Annotated in this window: 18 protein-coding genes; 1 reads left to right on the top strand and 17 read right to left on the bottom strand. The window is 41.4% G+C overall.

All coding sequences use genetic code 11. The features are described from left to right. The 5 genes from ACUW6H_RS01305 to ACUW6H_RS01285 all read right to left on the bottom strand — a co-directional run bounded on the left by ACUW6H_RS01305 (position 1) and on the right by ACUW6H_RS01285 (position 4828). The gene (locus ACUW6H_RS01305; RefSeq protein WP_454359982.1) at positions 1-1212 is read right to left on the bottom strand and encodes a phosphopentomutase; all 1212 of its coding nucleotides are present in this window, start codon (positions 1210-1212) and stop codon (positions 1-3) included. 23 nt (positions 1213-1235) lie between these two features. Beyond that, a complete protein-coding gene (gene rpiA, locus ACUW6H_RS01300) occupies positions 1236-1919 on the bottom strand; it encodes a ribose-5-phosphate isomerase RpiA (RefSeq protein WP_454359980.1) in 684 nt (227 codons plus the stop codon). A gap of 105 nt (positions 1920-2024) precedes the next feature. Further along, a complete protein-coding gene (locus ACUW6H_RS01295; protein WP_454359978.1) occupies positions 2025-2954 on the bottom strand; it encodes a peptidase U32 family protein in 930 nt (309 codons plus the stop codon). A gap of 124 nt (positions 2955-3078) precedes the next feature. After that, the gene (locus ACUW6H_RS01290; protein WP_454359976.1) at positions 3079-3759 is read right to left on the bottom strand and encodes an ABC transporter ATP-binding protein; all 681 of its coding nucleotides are present in this window, start codon (positions 3757-3759) and stop codon (positions 3079-3081) included. A gap of 13 nt (positions 3760-3772) precedes the next feature. Beyond that, positions 3773-4828 (bottom strand): ABC transporter permease, encoded by a 1056-nt coding sequence (locus ACUW6H_RS01285; RefSeq protein ID WP_454359974.1) that lies wholly within the window; start codon positions 4826-4828, stop codon positions 3773-3775. A gap of 385 nt (positions 4829-5213) precedes the next feature. On the opposite strand from ACUW6H_RS01285, the gene ACUW6H_RS01280 reads away from it, so the two are divergent. Next, positions 5214-5498, top strand: a complete 285-nt coding sequence (locus ACUW6H_RS01280) for a DUF3270 domain-containing protein (protein ID WP_447265998.1) — start codon at positions 5214-5216, stop codon at positions 5496-5498. A 64-nt stretch (positions 5499-5562) separates the two neighbouring features. On the opposite strand, the gene ACUW6H_RS01275 is transcribed toward ACUW6H_RS01280, so the two are convergent. From ACUW6H_RS01275 to ACUW6H_RS01220, 12 genes are all read right to left on the bottom strand, one after another. After that, the gene (locus ACUW6H_RS01275; protein ID WP_454359972.1) at positions 5563-6900 is read right to left on the bottom strand and encodes a sensor histidine kinase; all 1338 of its coding nucleotides are present in this window, start codon (positions 6898-6900) and stop codon (positions 5563-5565) included. Beyond that, positions 6890-7564: a two-component system response regulator CiaR gene (ciaR, locus tag ACUW6H_RS01270; protein WP_000590635.1), complete on the bottom strand. Its 675-nt coding sequence runs from the start codon at positions 7562-7564 to the stop codon at positions 6890-6892. Before ciaR ends, ACUW6H_RS01275 begins: the two co-directional genes overlap by 11 nt. A 110-nt stretch (positions 7565-7674) precedes the next feature. After that, the gene (locus ACUW6H_RS01265) at positions 7675-10221 is read right to left on the bottom strand and encodes a M1 family metallopeptidase (RefSeq protein WP_454359969.1); all 2547 of its coding nucleotides are present in this window, start codon (positions 10219-10221) and stop codon (positions 7675-7677) included. A 120-nt stretch (positions 10222-10341) separates the two neighbouring features. Beyond that, entirely contained in the window at positions 10342-10782 is a 441-nt protein-coding gene (locus tag ACUW6H_RS01260) for an ASCH domain-containing protein (RefSeq protein WP_454359967.1), read from the bottom strand. Beyond that, positions 10779-11627 (bottom strand): putative PEP-binding protein, encoded by an 849-nt coding sequence (locus tag ACUW6H_RS01255; protein ID WP_454359965.1) that lies wholly within the window; start codon positions 11625-11627, stop codon positions 10779-10781. The genes ACUW6H_RS01260 and ACUW6H_RS01255 overlap by 4 nt, the downstream gene beginning before the upstream one ends. After that, positions 11605-12105, bottom strand: a complete 501-nt coding sequence (locus ACUW6H_RS01250) for an NUDIX hydrolase (protein WP_049485289.1) — start codon at positions 12103-12105, stop codon at positions 11605-11607. The genes ACUW6H_RS01255 and ACUW6H_RS01250 overlap by 23 nt, the downstream gene beginning before the upstream one ends. A 10-nt stretch (positions 12106-12115) precedes the next feature. Further along, positions 12116-12814 (bottom strand): 3-oxoacyl-ACP reductase, encoded by a 699-nt coding sequence (locus ACUW6H_RS01245; protein ID WP_049485291.1) that lies wholly within the window; start codon positions 12812-12814, stop codon positions 12116-12118. Then, positions 12807-13043 carry a DUF2829 domain-containing protein gene (locus tag ACUW6H_RS01240; RefSeq protein WP_033684947.1) on the bottom strand — a complete coding sequence of 79 codons (237 nt, stop codon included), beginning with the start codon at positions 13041-13043 and terminating at the stop codon, positions 12807-12809. The genes ACUW6H_RS01245 and ACUW6H_RS01240 overlap by 8 nt, the downstream gene beginning before the upstream one ends. 112 nt (positions 13044-13155) lie before the next feature. Then, the gene (locus tag ACUW6H_RS01235; protein ID WP_096407582.1) at positions 13156-13971 is read right to left on the bottom strand and encodes a kinetochore Spc7 family protein; all 816 of its coding nucleotides are present in this window, start codon (positions 13969-13971) and stop codon (positions 13156-13158) included. A 144-nt stretch (positions 13972-14115) separates the two neighbouring features. Further along, complete coding sequence (locus ACUW6H_RS01230; RefSeq protein WP_454359961.1) at positions 14116-16368, bottom strand: glucosaminidase domain-containing protein; 2253 nt, start codon at positions 16366-16368, stop codon at positions 14116-14118. Between the two features lie 110 nt (positions 16369-16478). Beyond that, the gene (locus ACUW6H_RS01225; protein WP_454359959.1) at positions 16479-17465 is read right to left on the bottom strand and encodes a dihydroorotate dehydrogenase; all 987 of its coding nucleotides are present in this window, start codon (positions 17463-17465) and stop codon (positions 16479-16481) included. After that, positions 17428-18228 (bottom strand): dihydroorotate dehydrogenase electron transfer subunit, encoded by an 801-nt coding sequence (locus ACUW6H_RS01220; protein ID WP_454359957.1) that lies wholly within the window; start codon positions 18226-18228, stop codon positions 17428-17430. Before ACUW6H_RS01220 ends, ACUW6H_RS01225 begins: the two co-directional genes overlap by 38 nt. Positions 18229-18427 lie beyond the last annotated feature (199 nt).

Below are 18427 nucleotides of genomic sequence, written 5' to 3'. Positions count from 1 at the left end.
TTATACCAATTTATCTAAGAAACTTTCCCCAATCATGGCTGTTTCAACACCAAAGTTATCCGCAACTGTTGCTGAGATATCTGCAAAATGTCCGACAGGAATGAGACCATTTCCTTTAAAGGAAGGACTATAGGCCAACAATGGAATATATTCACGAGTGTGGTCTGTTCCTGCATAAGTTGGGTCATTTCCGTGGTCCGCAGTAATCAAGAGAAGGTCATTCTCTCTCATGGCAGCAATAATTTCAGGCAAGCGTTCATCAAACTCATGCAAGCAATCACGGTAACCATGAGCATTGCGGCGGTGGCCGTAAAGAGCATCAAAGTCTACCAAGTTAGTAAATGAGAATCCTTTTTCAAATTCAGCAAGTCCAATGGTCTTCAATAATGTATCAATTCCGTGGCTGTTTGACTTGTTGTGCCCCATGTCATGATTGATACCAGCTCCGTTAAAGATATCGTTGATTTTACCAACAGCGTAAGTATCGATACCAGCTTCATTGAGTTTATCGAGAACAGTCGGTGCAAATGGAGAAACGGCCAAGTCACGACGATTTGCTGTACGAGTGAAGTTACCTGGTTCACCAACATATGGACGGGCAATGATACGACCTAGTAGGGCAGGACGCTCAAGGGTAATCGAACGAGCGTATTCACAAATACGATACAATTCATCTAAAGGAATGATGTCTTCGTGGGCAGCAATCTGCAAAACAGGGTCAGCTGAAGTATAGATAATCAACTCGCCAGTTTCCATTTGACGTGGTCCAAAGTCATCTATAACAGCTGTTCCTGAATACGGTTTGTTAGCTTCACGAATGACCTTGCGTCCTGAGAATTCTTCAATTTTTGTCAAAATTTCTTCTGGGAATCCGTTCCAGAAAGTATCGAAAGGCTCTGTAATGTTAAGTCCCATGATTTCCCAGTGACCAGTCATGGTATCCTTACCAAGGGAAACTTCTTCCAATTTTGTTGCATAACCTGTTGGATTGCTTTCAGCTGGTACAGTCTTTAGAGGAGTTTCACGTGGAATATTTCCTAGGCCGATTTTAGCCATGTTTGGCACATTCAAACCAACTGTTTTTGAAATGTGTCCCAGTGTGTCAGAAGCTCCGTCTGGAACCCCTGCATTAACAAAGTTATTGGCATCTGGCGCAGCACCGATTCCCACGGAATCCAGTACCACCAAGTGAATCCGATTAAATTTTGACATAGTGTATCTCCTTATTATGTTGATTAGTTTGCTTTTGTTGAAGTTAAAATCTGAACCCCGTCTCGTCCAGCAACGATGACCTTATCCACCATTTGGTTGAACAAGCCGTGCTCTACGACACCAACGACATGGTCCAATTCTTGTCCGAAGGCAATTGGATCTTCAATGACATCCAAGGCTAGGTCAATGATAAAATTCTGCATATCAGTCACAAAACGTTGGCCGTCTTTTTCACGGAAACTTGGTTTGTAGCCAGCTCGCTCAAACCAACGAAAGACCTGTTCTGCACCATACTGAACCACTTCTACTGGCAATTTAAAAGCACCTAGTTTCTCCACCAGTTTGCTTTCGTCAACCACCCAAATGTATTCTTTTGAGGGCGTTGCGACAACCTTCTCCATCAGAAGGGCACCACCACCACCTTTGATCCCGTTGAACTGGCTATCTACTTCATCCGCTCCATCGACTGTCACATCGACAAAGTCCACTTGATCAATCGACTTGAGCGGGATATTAAGACCTTCGGCCTGTTTACTAGTAACACTGGAAGTCGTTACAGCAGTAATCTGCAAACCTTCTTCCTTAATCCGACGACCGATTTCTTCTACGAAATAGTAGGCAGTTGATCCAGTACCGAGTCCGACTACCATGCCATCCTTAACAAACTCAGCAGCCTTTATACCTGCCATTTTCTTCAGATTTTCCACTCAAACACCTCCATTAAAGAGCTATTTTTATTATAACATGTATCCGTTTTTATTTCATGGATACACTGGAAAAACCCGAACATTTTTATTTCGGGTTTTGGTGTCCTATTTAACCATATCAGGATCGTAATCATAGAATCCAGTATCGAGAAAACGGTTTTTAGGGTGTAACTTGCGCACTTCCTCATCTAACAAGAAGGCTTGGTCATGGCTGAATTTGCCCTCTTGGATCAAGCTACGTGCTTGGATAAAGAGTTTAGCAATCTCAACAAAGTTTTGACCTGGTGTGTAGAGTCCTTCTAGCTTCCAATGGGTAAAACCATGCTCCACCAATTCTGTCAATTTAGTCATCAAATCAAGGTCGTTATTTGCAAAGATGTGGGTACCATGATTGTCTTCAAAGATGGAATAATGGCTCTCTGGGTCACTTGGTTCTGCCAAGAAGAGGTCACGCTTACGTGTCTTTTCATCATCAATATGCGTAAAGTTATAGTAGTTTTGTAAGAGCGGACGCTTAGAATGGTGAATGACACTGGCGCCATAAACCAATACTTCAGCAGGAATTTCCAAAATCTCGGGCATCTTGAAGAGCTCAGCAGATGGAATTTCACGCGCCAAAACCGCCTCAGATGCGCCAGCCTTTTGGCCCCAGAAGTTAATCTGACGGCTGCTTGTCACCATGGTTGAAGCATCGTAGATGGTCTTAAAGGAATAACCATCACGGTTGACCACATAAAAGACACCTGCATCCCCAACTGTGATGTAGTCTGTCTTGATTTCTTCCAAGAAGTCTAGAAAAGGCTTGATTCGGTCCATCATATCTTGGTGCATGAGGGCGTTGACTGCAACGATCAACTCCTTACCCCCATCATGAACGAGCTTAGCGATGGTGCGCAACTCTTCATAGCTAAAGGTTGTTGGCAGACGAAGGCCAAAATCTTTCTCACCGACGTAGATACGGTCTACGCCAGCTTCTAGTAACTGTTCAACTTGTTCAATACTTTCAGCAGTTGCTGTAATGATAATCTTTTCCATAAGAAAAATTATACCACATTTCTCAAAAATCAGCTATGGGTACCGAGAGTTTCACAAAAAGTTAAACTTATTTCTATTTTTCCCAATCAAAAAGTGAACAGTAACTTGTACCATTCACTCTATTTTATGCATGTGTTTTTTCAACTAGGTGGCCATCATTCATAACATAAATACGGTCAACCTTATCAAGAAGGCGTGTATCATGTGTAATCATGACAACTCCTCTACCTTGTTCGTGGGCAATGGCAGCCAACATCTCTGTTACTTGATAGGCACGCTCGGTGTCCAGACTGGCTGTCGGCTCATCTGCAAGTACGATGCTTGGATTGTTATAGAGCGCTCTAGCTATTGCCGCACGCTGACGTTCGCCACCCGATAGGGCCTTGGGATACTGATCTTGTACTTTTTCCAAATCCAACAACTTAAAGAGCTCTTTTCGGTCACTTTTACTATTTTTTCCCTTATCCAGTCTGTCTATCAAGTCCAGCTGTTCCTTGACCGTTAGAAAAGGAATTAAGTTTGAAGCCTGGAGAATGAAGCCAAACTCTCTAAAACGGAGGTCTGTTTTTTCCTTCTCCGTCAAACTGCCTGTTTCCTTCCCCTTTACTAGAATCTTTCCACTCGATGCTTCCTGAAGTTGTCCAAGAGTTGTAAGAAAGGTCGTCTTTCCAGATCCCGAAGGTCCAACGATAGCCACGAACTCTCCAGCATTTAGCTGAAAATTCGTCTCATGCAGGGCTACGACTTTCATCTTTCCTTCCCCGTAAGTTTTTGTCACTTGAGTCATTTCAATCAATGCTGTCATACTATTCTCCTTATCACTCTGCAATTGCAGTAATCGGGTCCACCTTTAGCAAGCGTGGAAGTGAAATGACACCACCTAGAAGGGCCATCAAGGAAATTACCAAGCTTAGGACAGAGTAAGCTATCCAGCTTGGGTAGAAAAAGAAGGTAGCTGGTAAGACTAAAATCACTCCTCCGATTGCCAGCAAGGCTAAAGCAATCCCCATACCAGCTAGGAGGAAGATTTGACAGAATAGAGACCATACAATGGTTTTGATCTGTATCCCTTGAGCCCGCATTATTCCATAAAGTCCTAGTTTTTGGATGGTAATGATATAAACAAAAATACCCACAATCAAGCCTGTGATAACAATCATAGCAAGAATCATCCCTGAAAATACATTCACCTGTGGTGTGTAACCAGGAATTTTCGAAATCATTTTTGGAATGGAAATCTGTTTCAGTCCATCACCAGCCACTTCTATATCATTTTTCAATACCAAGGCAGAGATGGAACGATTGGCTTTCAAGGTTCCTTGTAAGGTCCAATAAGTTGTCAGACTCGTAAAGACAACAGGCTCAGTGAAAAATTTATTTCCTTGAGTCAAGCCTACGATCTTGTAACTTGAATCGCTTCCATTGAGCTGAATGGCATCACCTAGCTTCATCCCATAGTTCTCAAAAGACTGATCCACGACAACCTCATCATCTCCTTCAGGATAACGACCCTCCGTCAAACTAGGAGAGATAAAAGCGTCCCAGTCTTGAGCAAAGATGGAAACATTGACCTTTTCACTACCATCGACTAGATTGGTTACAGCAAACATATAGCCCAGTGGAGCAGCCTCTTCAGAACTCTTATCCTTGTAGTCCTTTTCAGGAATAAAAGATGCCGTCAAATTATCATTTGCGTAGTCAGATAAAACGACACCCGTTGCTTGCCAGTTATCAATAGCTGCTCGGTTGTTTCGCACAAGACCAAGAGCTAGACTGGTCATAAAAAAGACCATAAAAGCGATAAGAAAAATGGTAGTTAGAATCAAACTATATCGAAGTTTGTTTCGTACTATTTCTTTGATAGCAAGATACATGCTTATCTCCTTTAACATTTCCCAGAGGTAGTTTAAAAGCCACCCAGACCAATAGACAGAATCGCTGTCCTTCCATCCATTCAAAACAACTCCTACCAATACTCTTCAAAAGTATCCAGGTAGCAACTCAACAAATCATCTTAGGAAAAAGCCTCAGCTTGCTATCAATTTATATAAGTTATCCTTACCTTTCTCAGTATATTTATAAAAGAGAAAGTCAGGTCATCTGTTTTAAGTGTAACATCCATGCTACCATTTTCCCTTGTAGGTGTCAAGAAGAGTGACTTAGATAATGATAAGAGACTTTAGTTATTTTGTAACAATTCTGTAATAATTCTCTGCATAAAAAATGATAAAATAGTTATGTACTGTTAAGGAGAGAATCATGTCCGCAAGAAAACTAGAAGCTTATGAGTTTGAACAAGCTCCCGAATCGAATCAAACTCCGCTTTATCAAGATTATACACCAGAAGCCCCAGTCGGCCCTAACCTAAAAGAGATTTTATTTTTTGTAAATATTGCTTGTTTTTGTATTTTTATGGTGCTTTTTAGCTTTATCTTTTTAGCCTTAAAATTTAATACAGCTTTATCATTTATCGCTGCTATGGCAACAAGCTTCGCACTTTTACAACTTCAAAGAAAGATAATGAAACGAAAACTTTCAAAATAAAGGTTGGTACTACTACCAACCTCTTTTCTAGTTATCTAAAAAGACAGTTATCTAACTGTCTTTTTTATTTATTCTTTCGTTTTGAAGGAGATTGGATGGCAATCTTAACTTCAAAAATTGTTCCTCTAGGTTTGTTATCTTTTACGGTAATCGTTCCTCGTAAGGCATCTACGATTTGCTTGGCCAAAGATAGTCCCAGGCCGAAACCACCTTTCTGACGGGTTCTTGCCTTGTCTACACGATAAAAACGGTCAAAGATTTTCTTCTTATCGGCAGCTGAGATTCCAATTCCATTATCCGTCACTGTAAGATAGAGGTGGCGATCTGTAGCATGAACTACAAACTCAATCTTGCCATCTTCTTCAGTATACTTGATGGCATTATCAAACAAGATAGTCATGAGTTGTTTTAAGAGCAACTGATCGGTCATGAATGGACGGTAAATTCGATTTTCATAGTTGAAAACACGATCATTTTCATAAGCAATCAACTCATAGTTGGCAAAGGTTGTTTTAAAGAATTGTGGAGAAACTTCTGCTATTTCTGGTTTGATTCCATCATCTCGACGTGCTAAATTGAGAAGGTTGGTTGTAAGGAAACGCATGTTGCGAACTTCTTCAAGACTGGAAGCAATACTTTCGCTGGATTCCATGATTGTTGCCTCTGGTTTTCGAAAGAGATTCTCTAAACGATTTTGTAAAACGGCCAAAGGCGTTCTCAGTTCGTGACTCGCATTTTCAACAAAGGACTTCTGCTTTTGCATGCTTTCCAGTAGCGGTTTGACACTGACACGTGCCAGGTAAACACTGGCAATTAAAGACAGGAGCCAGAAACTAGCCATGACTACAACAATTAAATGCTCGTGATTTTGGCTGATTTGCTCAAGCTGGCTGGTATTGATTAGAACCGCTGCATATTTGACATTGCTTGATACGGAGGAAGAGTTGGTTTCCATCAAGACCATTCGATAGGTTTCTTCCTGACCATAGCTATTGACGACTTGGATTTGACGAATATGATTCAATTCTTTCTTGTCCAGCTTGATCTTATCCAAGCCTAAAAAGCGATTGCCCAGTAAGAGTTGGTTAAAATCCTTGTCAAAAAGCAAAACTTCTGTATTGGAGCTAACATTGGGCTTGATTTCAGCCTTGTTGGCATCCGCTGTTGCGGGTTGGATATCCTTGACTTCTTCGGTTGCCCGATTAAGGGCTAACTGGATAACCGCTTGGGGACTACTACTAAGAGCTTGGAGTTTTTCATCTACAGAGGTGTAGAGACTCGAATGCATGACCTGAAGGATAATCAAGGTCATAGCAGAGAAAATCAAGGTGAACACTCCAAAGTTTCGAATGAAATAGCTAAAATCATCCGCATACCATGTTTTTTTTAGTTTATTGAACATCTTTTAAAATATACCCGACACTACGCAAGGTTTGAAGATTTTCAGCAAAGGCTGTCCCCTTCAATTTCTTACGAACTTTTGAGACATAGACTTCTACAACGGAAATCGTCGTATCGCTATCAAATCCCCATAGACGGTCAAAAATTTGTGTCTTGGGAAGAATAACATTTTGATTTTGAAGGAAGTAAACCAACAACTCAAACTCTTTTCCGAGCAGTTCCACAGGCGTGTCTTCCACCTTCACTTCATTCGTTGAAAGGTTGACGACAACATCCCCATAGGTCAAGGTGTTTTCATTAAACTTACCTGAACGCTTGAGAAGGGCTTGAATCCGCATTTTGAGTTCTTCTAGGTAGAAAGGTTTGGTGAGATAGTCATCCGCTCCCAACTCAAAACCATGTCCCTTGTCATCCAAACTCTCTTTGGCAGTCATGATAAGGACTGGTGTCGTGATTCCTTTTTCTCGCAACTCTTTCAAGACTTGGAAACCATTTTTTTCCGGCAACATCAGGTCAAGCAAAATCAAGTCATAAACGCCACTTTCTGCTTCGTAGAGACCCTCTTCTCCATCAAAGACCTGCATGACATCTGCAAAATCATCTAAAAAGTCAAATACTGAGTTTGACAGACCTAGGTCATCTTCTACTAATAAGATTTTTATCATCAGAAACTCCTCCTTGTTATGATTATTATACCAAAATTGCCTTAAAAAAAACTCAACTCTCTCTTACTTTAAGGGAGAAAGTTGAGTTTTTTATTTACTTTTCGAATGAATTAAGCTTTAGCATATTGGGCTACAACAGCTTCGACTGCTGCTTTTTCACGATTAATCAAGTCAACACGCGCTGCAATTTCCTTGATTCCCATACCGATATTACGGCTAAGAGCGAGGTCAGAGAGTTGGGGCTCAAAGAAGGCCTTGTATTCCGCCAAGCGTTGCTCTGTCTTAAACACATGAGCAGGAAGGATAACAAAGCTATCAAAGCTCATGTCTCCACCAAGAGCCGCCTTAATCCAATCCCAGTTTTCACGCGCCCATACCCAAACAGTTTCTTGAGTTGTTTGATGAGCAAGGAACTGGTAATACCAAGCAGACAAGTCTTGTGGTTTCACTACAAATTTATCCTTCCATGAACGAATCGAGGTTTGGATATTGTCAGCATCTGTACTGTAGGCAAGAGCCGCTGACAGCTGACGTTTGAAGACAGCATCTGTGGCATGAGTGTAGAGGTCCAGATAAGTTGCGACCAAGTCCTTGGTCTCATGGTGTTTCATCTCATTGATGAGAACTTGAGCACGGATGGCTGCTGGAAGGCCTGCAAGATTCTCCTTATGAGCTACAAAGATTTGGCTAGCAACTTGACTAGCTTCTGCATCATTTGAGCGAATCATCATGGAAATAGTCAACTGACGAACCAATTCGTCTTCATCCGATTCCCCATCTTTGGCTTCAAAACCAAGACGGGCATAGTTGTGACGAGCTAATTTAGCAACCAGACTGTTAAAGGATTTCTCAGTTTCTGTTCCTTCATCGATAAAGCGCTCAAGGGCAGAAATCACTTGAGAAACAGCTGAAACTACAAGGTAAGACTCTTCCTTAGCAAGTTTATCAAGGACTGGGAGCAAGTCAGCGTAAGAAATGTGCCCTGCTTCAGCAAGCAAACGACGTTCTTGGACGATTTGCAGTTTGCTTGTGTTATCAAGTGTCTCTAGCTCAGCAAGAACAGCTTCTAACAAGTCTCCTTGATAGTCGGTAATGTAGTGGGCTGTATTTTCAGTGTTGAGACGAAGAGCTCCTTTATTTTCAGCAAGAAGAGCGGCGTAGCCAGGGATTTCAATACTTTCAGTTTCGAGTGTATCTGGCAAGCCTTTCCAGTTGCTGTTGAGTGGCACCACCCAGAGACGGTTCTTGTCCTCGTGCTCACCGATAAAGAATTGTTTTTGTGAAATCTTCAAGACATCATTTTCAACTTTGACAGTGAGAACTGGATAACCAGGTTGCTCCAACCAAGAATCCATGAAAGCTGCAACATCACGACCTGATGCTTGTCCAAGGGCATTCCAAAGGTCACGACCAATGGTATTTCCATATTGGTGCTTTTCAAAGTAGGCATGCAAGCCCTTAGCAAAATCAGCATCGCCGAGCCAACGACGAAGCATGTGCATGAGACGACTTCCTTTGGCATAGACGATAGCGCCATCAAATAGTGTATTGATTTCGTCTGGGTGTTTAACTTCAACATGAACAGACTGAACGCCATCCGTCGCATCACGTTCAAGAGCGAGAGGTACTCCACCTGTTTGGAAATCTTCAAAGATATTCCAACTTGGCTCGATGGCATCCACACAGACGTATTCCATCATGTTAGCGAAGCTTTCATTAAGCCAAAGGTCATCCCACCATTTCATAGTCACGAGATTCCCAAACCATTGGTGAGCCAACTCATGTGCTACAACTAGGGCAACTTGTTGACGGCTAGCAAAGGTTGAGTTCTCATCCACAACCAAGTAAACTTCACGGTAGGTTACCAGACCCCAGTTTTCCATAGCACCTGCTGAGAAGTCAGGGAGGGCGATATGAAGAGATTGAGGGATTGGGTACTTAACTCCGTAGTAATCTTCGTAAAACTCGATTGAGCGAACGGCAATGTCCAATGAGAAATCAAGGTTTGATAATGGGTGAGCTTTGGTTGAATAGACACCTACGAGGGTACCATTCTTAGTTTTAGCAGTAACCCCTTGCAAGTCACCAGCTACAAAGGCCAACAAGTAAGAAGACATACGAGGTGTTGTCTCAAACTTCCAAATACCTGTTTCCTTGCGGTTATCCACATCAATCTCAGGCATGTTTGACAAGGCCAACTCACCTGCTGCTTGGTCAAAGCGAAGAGCGAGATCAAAGGTTGCTTTGGCTTCTGGCTCATCCACACATGGGAAGGCTTCACGCGCAAAATGGCTTTCAAACTGCGTAGACAAGACTTCCTTCTTGACACCATCCACTGTGTAGTAAGAAGGGTAAATCCCTGTCATGTTGTCTGTGATTTTTCCTGAAAAGGCGATGACCACTTCAACTTGACCAGCCTCAGCCAATTCGATATGCAGGGCTTCATTTTCATGATCAACTGTAAATGGACGAGCTTGACCCGCAACTTCTACAGAAGCGATTTCCAAGTCCTTTTGGTGAAGGGAAATACGGTCAGTTTTGGCTTGACCAGTGATGGTCACCTTCCCAGAAAAGGTCTTGGTCTCACGACTCAAGTCCAAAAATAAATCATAGTGTTCAGGAACAAATTGGGTAATAAAATGTTCAACTGCTTGCATAGTTTTCTCCTATTCTAAGTTTAAGAGTTTTACTCTTCTTCAAACAAACTTATTATATCATGTTTTGCTTAAGAAAAAAGGATTGGACGGTGATTTCCAAAACTTTCTTCCTTCTGCAGTCTAGAGTGGGTAGACTTTGCGAAATTCTTCTAAAACAACCTTGCTGTCAGGGGTAAAAGTCAGTCCGGCTTCCCTCATCCACTCGGTGAAAAAGTCCTCATGAACCTGACGCCAATAGGCTAAAGATTTGTCTCCCTCCCCTTCCTTGTAGGCGTGGTCTGCAGAAACTTGATTGAAAGGCTGAACGGAGACCTTGGTAATTTCGACAATACAGACAGCCTGATTTTGACTGTCTAAAATAACATCGAAGGTCCCTTTTTGTGGAAGAGGTTCGTCTTCTAGTGCGTAGAGGTCGTAGGCTGAGGCGGTTGCTGTCTTTTCGCCTTTTAAAACCAAACCTGCCAAGGTATCGGCTTCCACTCCAAAAGCCCAGGCATCTATCTCATCTCCGATAGAGGGGTTAATTTGCTTGTATGCATTCCACATTTCTTGCGGCGTCATGGGTTGCTCCTTTGTAATTTTTTACTTAATTCTTTTACACGTTTGAGGTGGTCTGGATGGTCAATCTCTAAATCAAAAATCTCTGGAATAGAACTGTAGTGGATAATACACTTGATACCCGTCTGATTCATTTTTTGTATGAAAGAAGGATTCAGATAGCCTGCTACAGCAAAGTTAATCTTTTTCATCCTTGCTTTATCCTGCATATCTCTCAGCATATCTAACATTATTGGACTTTCCATATCATGCCATTGACTGTTTCTCACAGTCGCAAAAACAAAAGAAGTCAAATCATTCATTCCAACTATAATCTTTGAAATACCAGTTTCCAGTATCCTGTCCAAGTCAAAATAAGCTGACGGTAATTCAATCATTGTACCGACTTTTCCAGTAAAACCATGCTCACGCAATACTCTAATAGCTTGCTTTAACTGCTCAGAATTATTGACAAAAGGAAAAATAACAGACAAATTGGGATTTGTTTGATAAACTTCTGTAACGACATGTGCCTCAGCCTGAAATTCATCAGGACACGCCAGCAAACGCCTAGTTCCTCTATATCCAAACAAGGAATGATTTTCATCAAAATGCTCTTTAGTTCCCTCTAAACAATTAGCTTCTGTATTTGTTAACTCTGAAAAACGATACCAAACCTCTTCATCTGAGTACAAGGAGCAAATGGTGTCTAGATAATCTTTTACAAATTGCTGACAACTTGCTAATAGGATGTTTTGATTAAGCTCTCTCAACAAATATTCCCCACGAATCATACCAACATGATGCAATAATTGAGGGTAAACTTTTTCAACAATTTGTTCGCCACTAAGGACAAGTTGGTTTCTCATCATTCACCTTCCAATTCATATACAAGGTCTTGTCCAGCTCTGGAAATCCTAATAATTCAGACTTGACCTTCAAGACTAATGGTGATGCATTTTCTTCTGTGATTTTCTGAATATCCATCCAAATATATCCGAGTGAATCATTCGCACCATCAGAGACAGCTTCCGAAATCGTAACCTGAGGTTCCTTCTCGTTGACCTCAATATCATAAAATGCCATGATATGGTGAACCATAAAATTTTTTAACTCTTCCCTGACGAAAACATCGTAGATTCGAGGATTGAAGTAGCTTCTAACAGTAAATCCTGTCTCTTCCATAACTTCTCTAATCAGCGTTTCCGTCAATCCTTCACCAAGTTGCTGACTACCACCAGGTAGATCATAACGATGTTGATAAGGGCCTCTCATTTTTTCAATGCAGAGTAATTTCCCGTTTTCAAAGCAAACAGCATAGACTCCAAAGTGTTTTTTGATTTCCATCCAACTCCTCCTACTTCAACGACCAACCACCATCAATGGTCAGGATTTGTCCTTGCATGGAGCTCGCTTTTCCACTTGCTAAGAAAAGGCTAATCTCTGCTACTTCCTCTGGCTCAATCCAGCGCTTGATTGGCGTTTCACTAGCTACCCAGTCAGCTAAGCCACCTGGTTCAAAGTCCGCAGCGGTCATAGCTGTCTTGACTGCCCCTGGAGCAATTCCAAATACCTGAATCCCAGCCTCAGCATAGTCTAGAGCCAACTGCTTGGTAAAGCCAGCTAAGGCGTGCTTAGACGAGGTATAGGCGTGACCACCTCCGCCAGCTAGACTTGAAGCAATCGAACACATATTGATAATGATTCCTTTTTTATTTTCCAGCATTTGCGTCAAATAATAACGAGTCAACTCAACAGGAGTCATATAGTTGATTTCAAAAATCTCTTGAATTTCCTGGGCTGATTGTTCCAAAAGTGGTTTGTAATCATCCAAAACTCCTGCAGTATTGCACAAAACATCCACATAAGGACACCAATCAAAAATTGGCTCCAAGTCCAAGGTCAAATCTCTCTGTAAAAAGTGGAAATCACCCTGTAAGAGTGGATTTTCACCTTGGTCCACACCATAAACTTGATAACCCTTCTCTAAAAAGAGTCGAGCTTGAGCCAGACCAATCCCTGAACTTACTCCCGTAATCAATACACGTCTAGTCATACACTTCTACCCAATCCGTCGCCAAAACATCACAAGGTGTCGGGCTCCACATGGAAAAACCTTCTCCCTCCCCAGACACGTTGATGAGGAAATAAGGCGTCACTTCAAGTGCAACCCCGTTTTGTTCGATAGTGTCAAAGAGTTGGACATAGTTTTCAGCCCCTCCCCAACCAGTTCGTACATATTTTTTCTTAGCCTTTAATCCAGGCAGGATTTCTTCAAAAGTCATGATGTTCTCCTTCAATTCTACATTCTTCATTTAATTATAACAAAAAACCGTTTTCCAACGGCTTTTTGACTGTATCTTACTTCAATAAAACTAATAGCTATCCAATTTTTTATTATTTTAGTTCAATCAATTTATTGTAGATTTTCTCGGTCAGTTCTTTCTGTTGCGTTCCTGTTAAATGGTGAGAAGTGCGAATTAATACAGTTCCATAAACATAGTGTGATCCTGGATTTAAAGCAGTTCCATCAAAAGCACTGATATAAGTATTGCGTTTTTCTGCATCTTCTTTTGTCTTATAAACCTCTATATTTCCTCCAACATCATTGCCTTTCTGAACAATATCTGAGCCTTCTACAGATTCAGTCACTTGATTGTCAACAAAATATACAGACGCTGTATACCCACCTTGTTTATTCAATTTTTTATTAGGGTCATTATCCTCCGTAACAGATTGTACTCCAGTAATTGATTCAATTTCTTTGAGCCTTTCTTCAATAAAAGAACTTGAAGGATTTGTAATTTGTTTTAATTGAAGAATGCTATTTTGATAATGAGTCTGTTTGTCAGATAAATTCTTTTTTGTTTCACTATAATCTAATGGTTGACTTAATTCTTCAATTTGCTTTTCAATTTGCTCAGTTTGTTTTTCAATATCTGGTATTTTACGAAGTGAATCTTTGCTATCCTTTATAGTTGATTTCAATTCTTCCAATGTCTTAGAATCAAGAGGTTCTTCATTATTCTCAATAACCTTTTCAGCCTCAGCTATTTGATCTTCAACTTCTTTATTCTTTTCATTTAAATCCTTTACTACATCTTCAAACTTAGTTACAGCAGCTTGATGAGGCGCATAAGATAAGAAATAGTATCCTGTTGCCAAACCTAAAGCAATAAAAATGATAAGCCCGACCATCATTGATTTCTTCATTTTAAACTCCTTGAATTATAAATAATTTTTTTATATTTTAATATGTTATTTGATAAATTTCAAGTTTGTAAAGCTATTCAATCAACTCATTGTCTATTAAAAAAACGATAACCACTTTGCAGTAATTACCGTTGATTTTTTTGATTAGTCTTTCCCACCAAGTCTACTATTGATGGTCATCATGATGCTGGCTATTTTCTCACCCCAGTAAGGATCAGAAGCATAGCGAACATTCATTCCGGTCGCCTTGTTTCCAAGGTGGTCTCTGCCGTAGTCAATGTAATTCTCACGAATCCACTTGGCAGCTCCTAGAATTCCTTTATCCACATTATCAAAGCTCTTGGCTGAGAGATAAGGGCTCGTATCATAAGCCGCAATACCAAAGAAGTTGTTCTTATCTCTGGCAATTTGACTGCGACCCCAAGCACTTTCAAGGGCACTATGGGCCATCAAGTAAAGGGCATTGACACCGTAACGTTCCTCAGCTTCTTTGAAAGTCGCTCCTTTACCTGCTAGAGGACTATCCTGCAAGTTCATCATGGAGTAAATTTTATTCAACTCAGCTGCACTATAATTACTTGGCTCTCTCAAGTTTTTATAGAGGAAAGGATTTTTAACCGTAAAGCCATCAAAATGCTCACCATCAGTCGAGTAGTACTTCTTACCAATAACCATAGCAGATGTGTGTGGAGCTACTTTGATACTCGTGTAAGGAGAGAGTTCATGGTAGAGGAATTTCCCATCACTAGTATAATGTGGGATAAACTCGCTTCCTTCATCCACTGCTGTCAAATCACTTTGATTCATATAGCCAGACAAGCCAGAAATCGAAACTGCAAGTCTGCCTCCTTTGCGGGTCGAGCTATCCAGTGAAACGATGCTTCCTTGGTTAATGTAACTCAAAATTTCTCCAGATGCACTATAGACATAGGCAGTGATTGGTTTAACTTTGTAATACTTGGTTTTATCCGCAACATGCCACTTACCAGAGGCATCCAAGGTATGACCATCTACAGTTTCATTTTGTGCCATATAGCCGCCTGATTTGAGATAGTACCAAGCTTGGTTAACTGAATCATAAATCAGCTCTTTTTCTGCCATCTTCCCATTCGACTTGAGATAGAACCAGTTATTCTTGTACCAAACCCACTCATTTGAAGCCATATAGCCACCTGATTTGAGATAATAGTAGCCATTATCCCAGACCCATTCTTTGTTGGTGTAATTTCCATCAGCCTTGATGTAGAACCAAGAGTTATATTTCTTATCAAAGAGCCAGCCCTTTCCTGCTTTTGCTCCACTACTTGTCACGTAACTGCGGTCAATCCAAGTTTCTGTAGAAAGGTAGCCGCCTGATTTGAAATGGTAATCCTTGCCTTTAATAGTTTTCCAACCTTTTTCAGCATAGGTTCCGTCCTCTTTCAGGTAGAACCAAGACTGGTAATTTTTATCAAAGAACCACTCTGATTTTAGTTTGGCACCACTCTTAGCAACATAGAAGCGGTCAATCCAACTTTCTGTAGAAAGATAGCCACCTGATTTGAAATGGTAATCTTTTCCATCAATTGTTTGCCAGCCTTTTTCAACATAGTCGCCTTCGGCATTGAGATAGAACCATGATTCGTAGTTCTTATCGAAAATCCAGCTTGTTTTCGCCTTATGGCCACTTGAAGTTACATAAGATTTTCCAAGCCAGGTATTTGTAGCCAGATAACCACCCTGTTTGAAGTAATAATCTTTCCCTTTAACTGTTTGCCAACCGTTTTCTGCGTAGTTGCCATCCGCTTTCAGGTAGAACCAACTGCTATAATTAGCATCATAGATCCAAGCCTGTTTTACCTTATTTCCTTTATCAGATAGGTAGTGAGAGCCATGCCAGGTATTTTTTAAGATTTTCCCTTGAGAATTGACATAGTACTGGTCTTTACCTTGAGTGATCCACTCATCTTTGGCCATCTTGCCATCTTCTTTCAGGTAATATTTTTCCTGCCCTTGACTAATCCACTCGTTTTTGGCTCTCTGACCATCAGCCTTGAGGTAAAGCCAACTCTGTCCTTCTTGGTCAAAAAGCCACTGGTCCTTAACCTTGGCACCACTAGAATTGACATAATATTGGTTGACCCAAGTATTTGTAGCCAAAAATCCATTAGCATCAAAATAGTAGTCCTTGCCAGCAACAGTCAACCAACCGTTTTCCGCACGTTGACCATCATCTTTAAGATAAAACCACTTCTGATGCGTTTGGTCAAAAAGCCATTGCTTGGTTGCTAGTTTCCCATCTGCTTTGAGGTAGGTCTTTCCTTGCCACGTTCCCTCTTCTGCTTTTGCTGTCTCCACTACAGTAAAAAAACACCCCAATAAGCTAGCACTTACTAGGGCCACTTCCCATCGTTTCATTTAAATGCTCCAATAACGTTTTCTAATCCCTATTGTAACATAGTTAATAGACGGAAATATTACAAATTGATGAAGATTCTGTTTCTTGTTGACGATAAGGAAGACCTAGCTTATCTCAGACTGCCTTTGACTTCCTGACGGAGATCTTCCAAACTGCTAATGCCATATTTATCCATGACTTTTGGTAGATGTTCGATGATATCAGGACAGGCATAAGGATTGGTAAAGTTGGCTGTTCCAACTCCGATGGCAGAGGCACCAGCCAGATACATTTCTAACGCTGCGTCAGCAGAATCCACTCCCCCCATTCCAATGATGGGCAGGTCAGTTGTTTGGGCGACTTGTCGGATGAGTTTGAGGGCTACTGGAAAAACTGCTGGACCAGACATCCCACCCGTTCCATTGGCTAAGATTGGTTTGCGAGTTTTGAGGTCAAAGCGCATACCGACAAGGGTATTGATCATGGTTAAGCCACTTGCTCCTGCATCTTCTGCGGCTTTAGCAATAGTGACAACATCCGTTACACTAGGGGTTAACTTAACATAAACTGGTACATCAGAGGCTTCCACAGCCGCTTTTACCACTTCATAAGCTAGATCAGGGTCTTGCCCAATCAAAAGTCCGTGATTGCCGTGATCCACATTCGGACAAGAGATATTGAGCTCAATTGCTTTTACATTAGCTGCCTTGGAAATTCCACGAGAAACAGCAGCGTACTCTTGTTTTGAAAAGCCTGCAACATTTGCAATGATAGGAAGCGTAGGATACTCTCTTTCCAACCAAGGCAATTTCTCAGCTAAAACAGCTTCTAAACCAGGATTTTGCAAGCCGATTGCATTGAGCATACCAGCAGGTGTCTCAGCTACTCTGGGAGTTGGATTGCCAAAACGGGGTTCAAGTGTCGTCGCCTTGATCATAATGGAGCCTAAAAGATCTAAATCATAGTACTTGGCATACTCCTGACCAAAACCAAAACAGCCTGATGCTGGTATGATGGGGTTTTTCAAGTCCAAGCCTGGTAGAGAAACTTGTAAGCGATTTGTAGTCATGACTTTCTCCTTATAATACAACTGTTCCTGTGCGGAAAACAGGACCATCTTCACAGACGCGTTGGCTAACCGTCTCACTTTCTGGCACTTTTAGAACGCAGGCATAGCAGGCCCCCATCCCGCAAGCCATACGAGATTCTAGAGATAGATAGGCTCTTGGGTGGTCATGAAATCTTTGATTGATGTACTTCATCATTCCTGGAGCTCCACATGAGTAAACAGCATCAAATTGACTGTCTAAATCATTGATGACGACTGACACATTTCCCTTAATGCCATAAGAACCATCATCTGTCGTTACAAAGACCTGCCCATATTGGGCCAATTCGGTTTCGAGAATAACAGCATCCTTGTTGGCAAAACCGAGGACTGTCACTACTTTCACCCCACGCGCATGCAATTCCTTGGCTACTTCGAGCAAGGGTGGAACACCAATCCCACCACCAACGAGGAGAACTTTGCTCTGATCGTCAAGGTCAGACAAGTCAAAACCATTTCCCTGAGGTCCCATCACATCAAGTGTATCACCCTGACTTAATGTTGAAAAAATAGCGGTCCCAGCACCTTCAATCCGATAAATGAGGCGACACTGCTTGTTTGCCTTGTCAATAGATGAGATTGAAATAGGACGACGCAAGAGATGGGCATCGTCAGGCACGCGCAGATGGAGAAATTGGCCTGCTCGCATGGCTTCAACCATTTCTCCTTCTAGGACTAATTCAAAGATTGCTGGCGCAATTTCCTCCTGTGCAACCACTTTCATGGTTTCCAAACGAATCGCACCCATACGCTTCTTACATGTGGGATTCATGACTTTTCCTCCTTAAATTTTAAGGGGACCAGATAAAGAAAAGACCTTGCTATTGCAAGGTCTCAGTCGAGATAGGACAGAATTCATGCGCACACCTAAAAAGTCTCCACAGAGAGTTCCCTATTCCTTTTATCTGACACCTTGTGAGTCTCTCTGGACTCCCCTTAAAGGTTAAATTTGTATTAGTATACTCTTTCAA

Source organism: Streptococcus sp. 151470009-6 (assembly GCF_053628175.1).
Note: the sequence above shows the minus strand (reverse complement) of the source record. Positions and strands in the feature narration are given on the sequence as shown.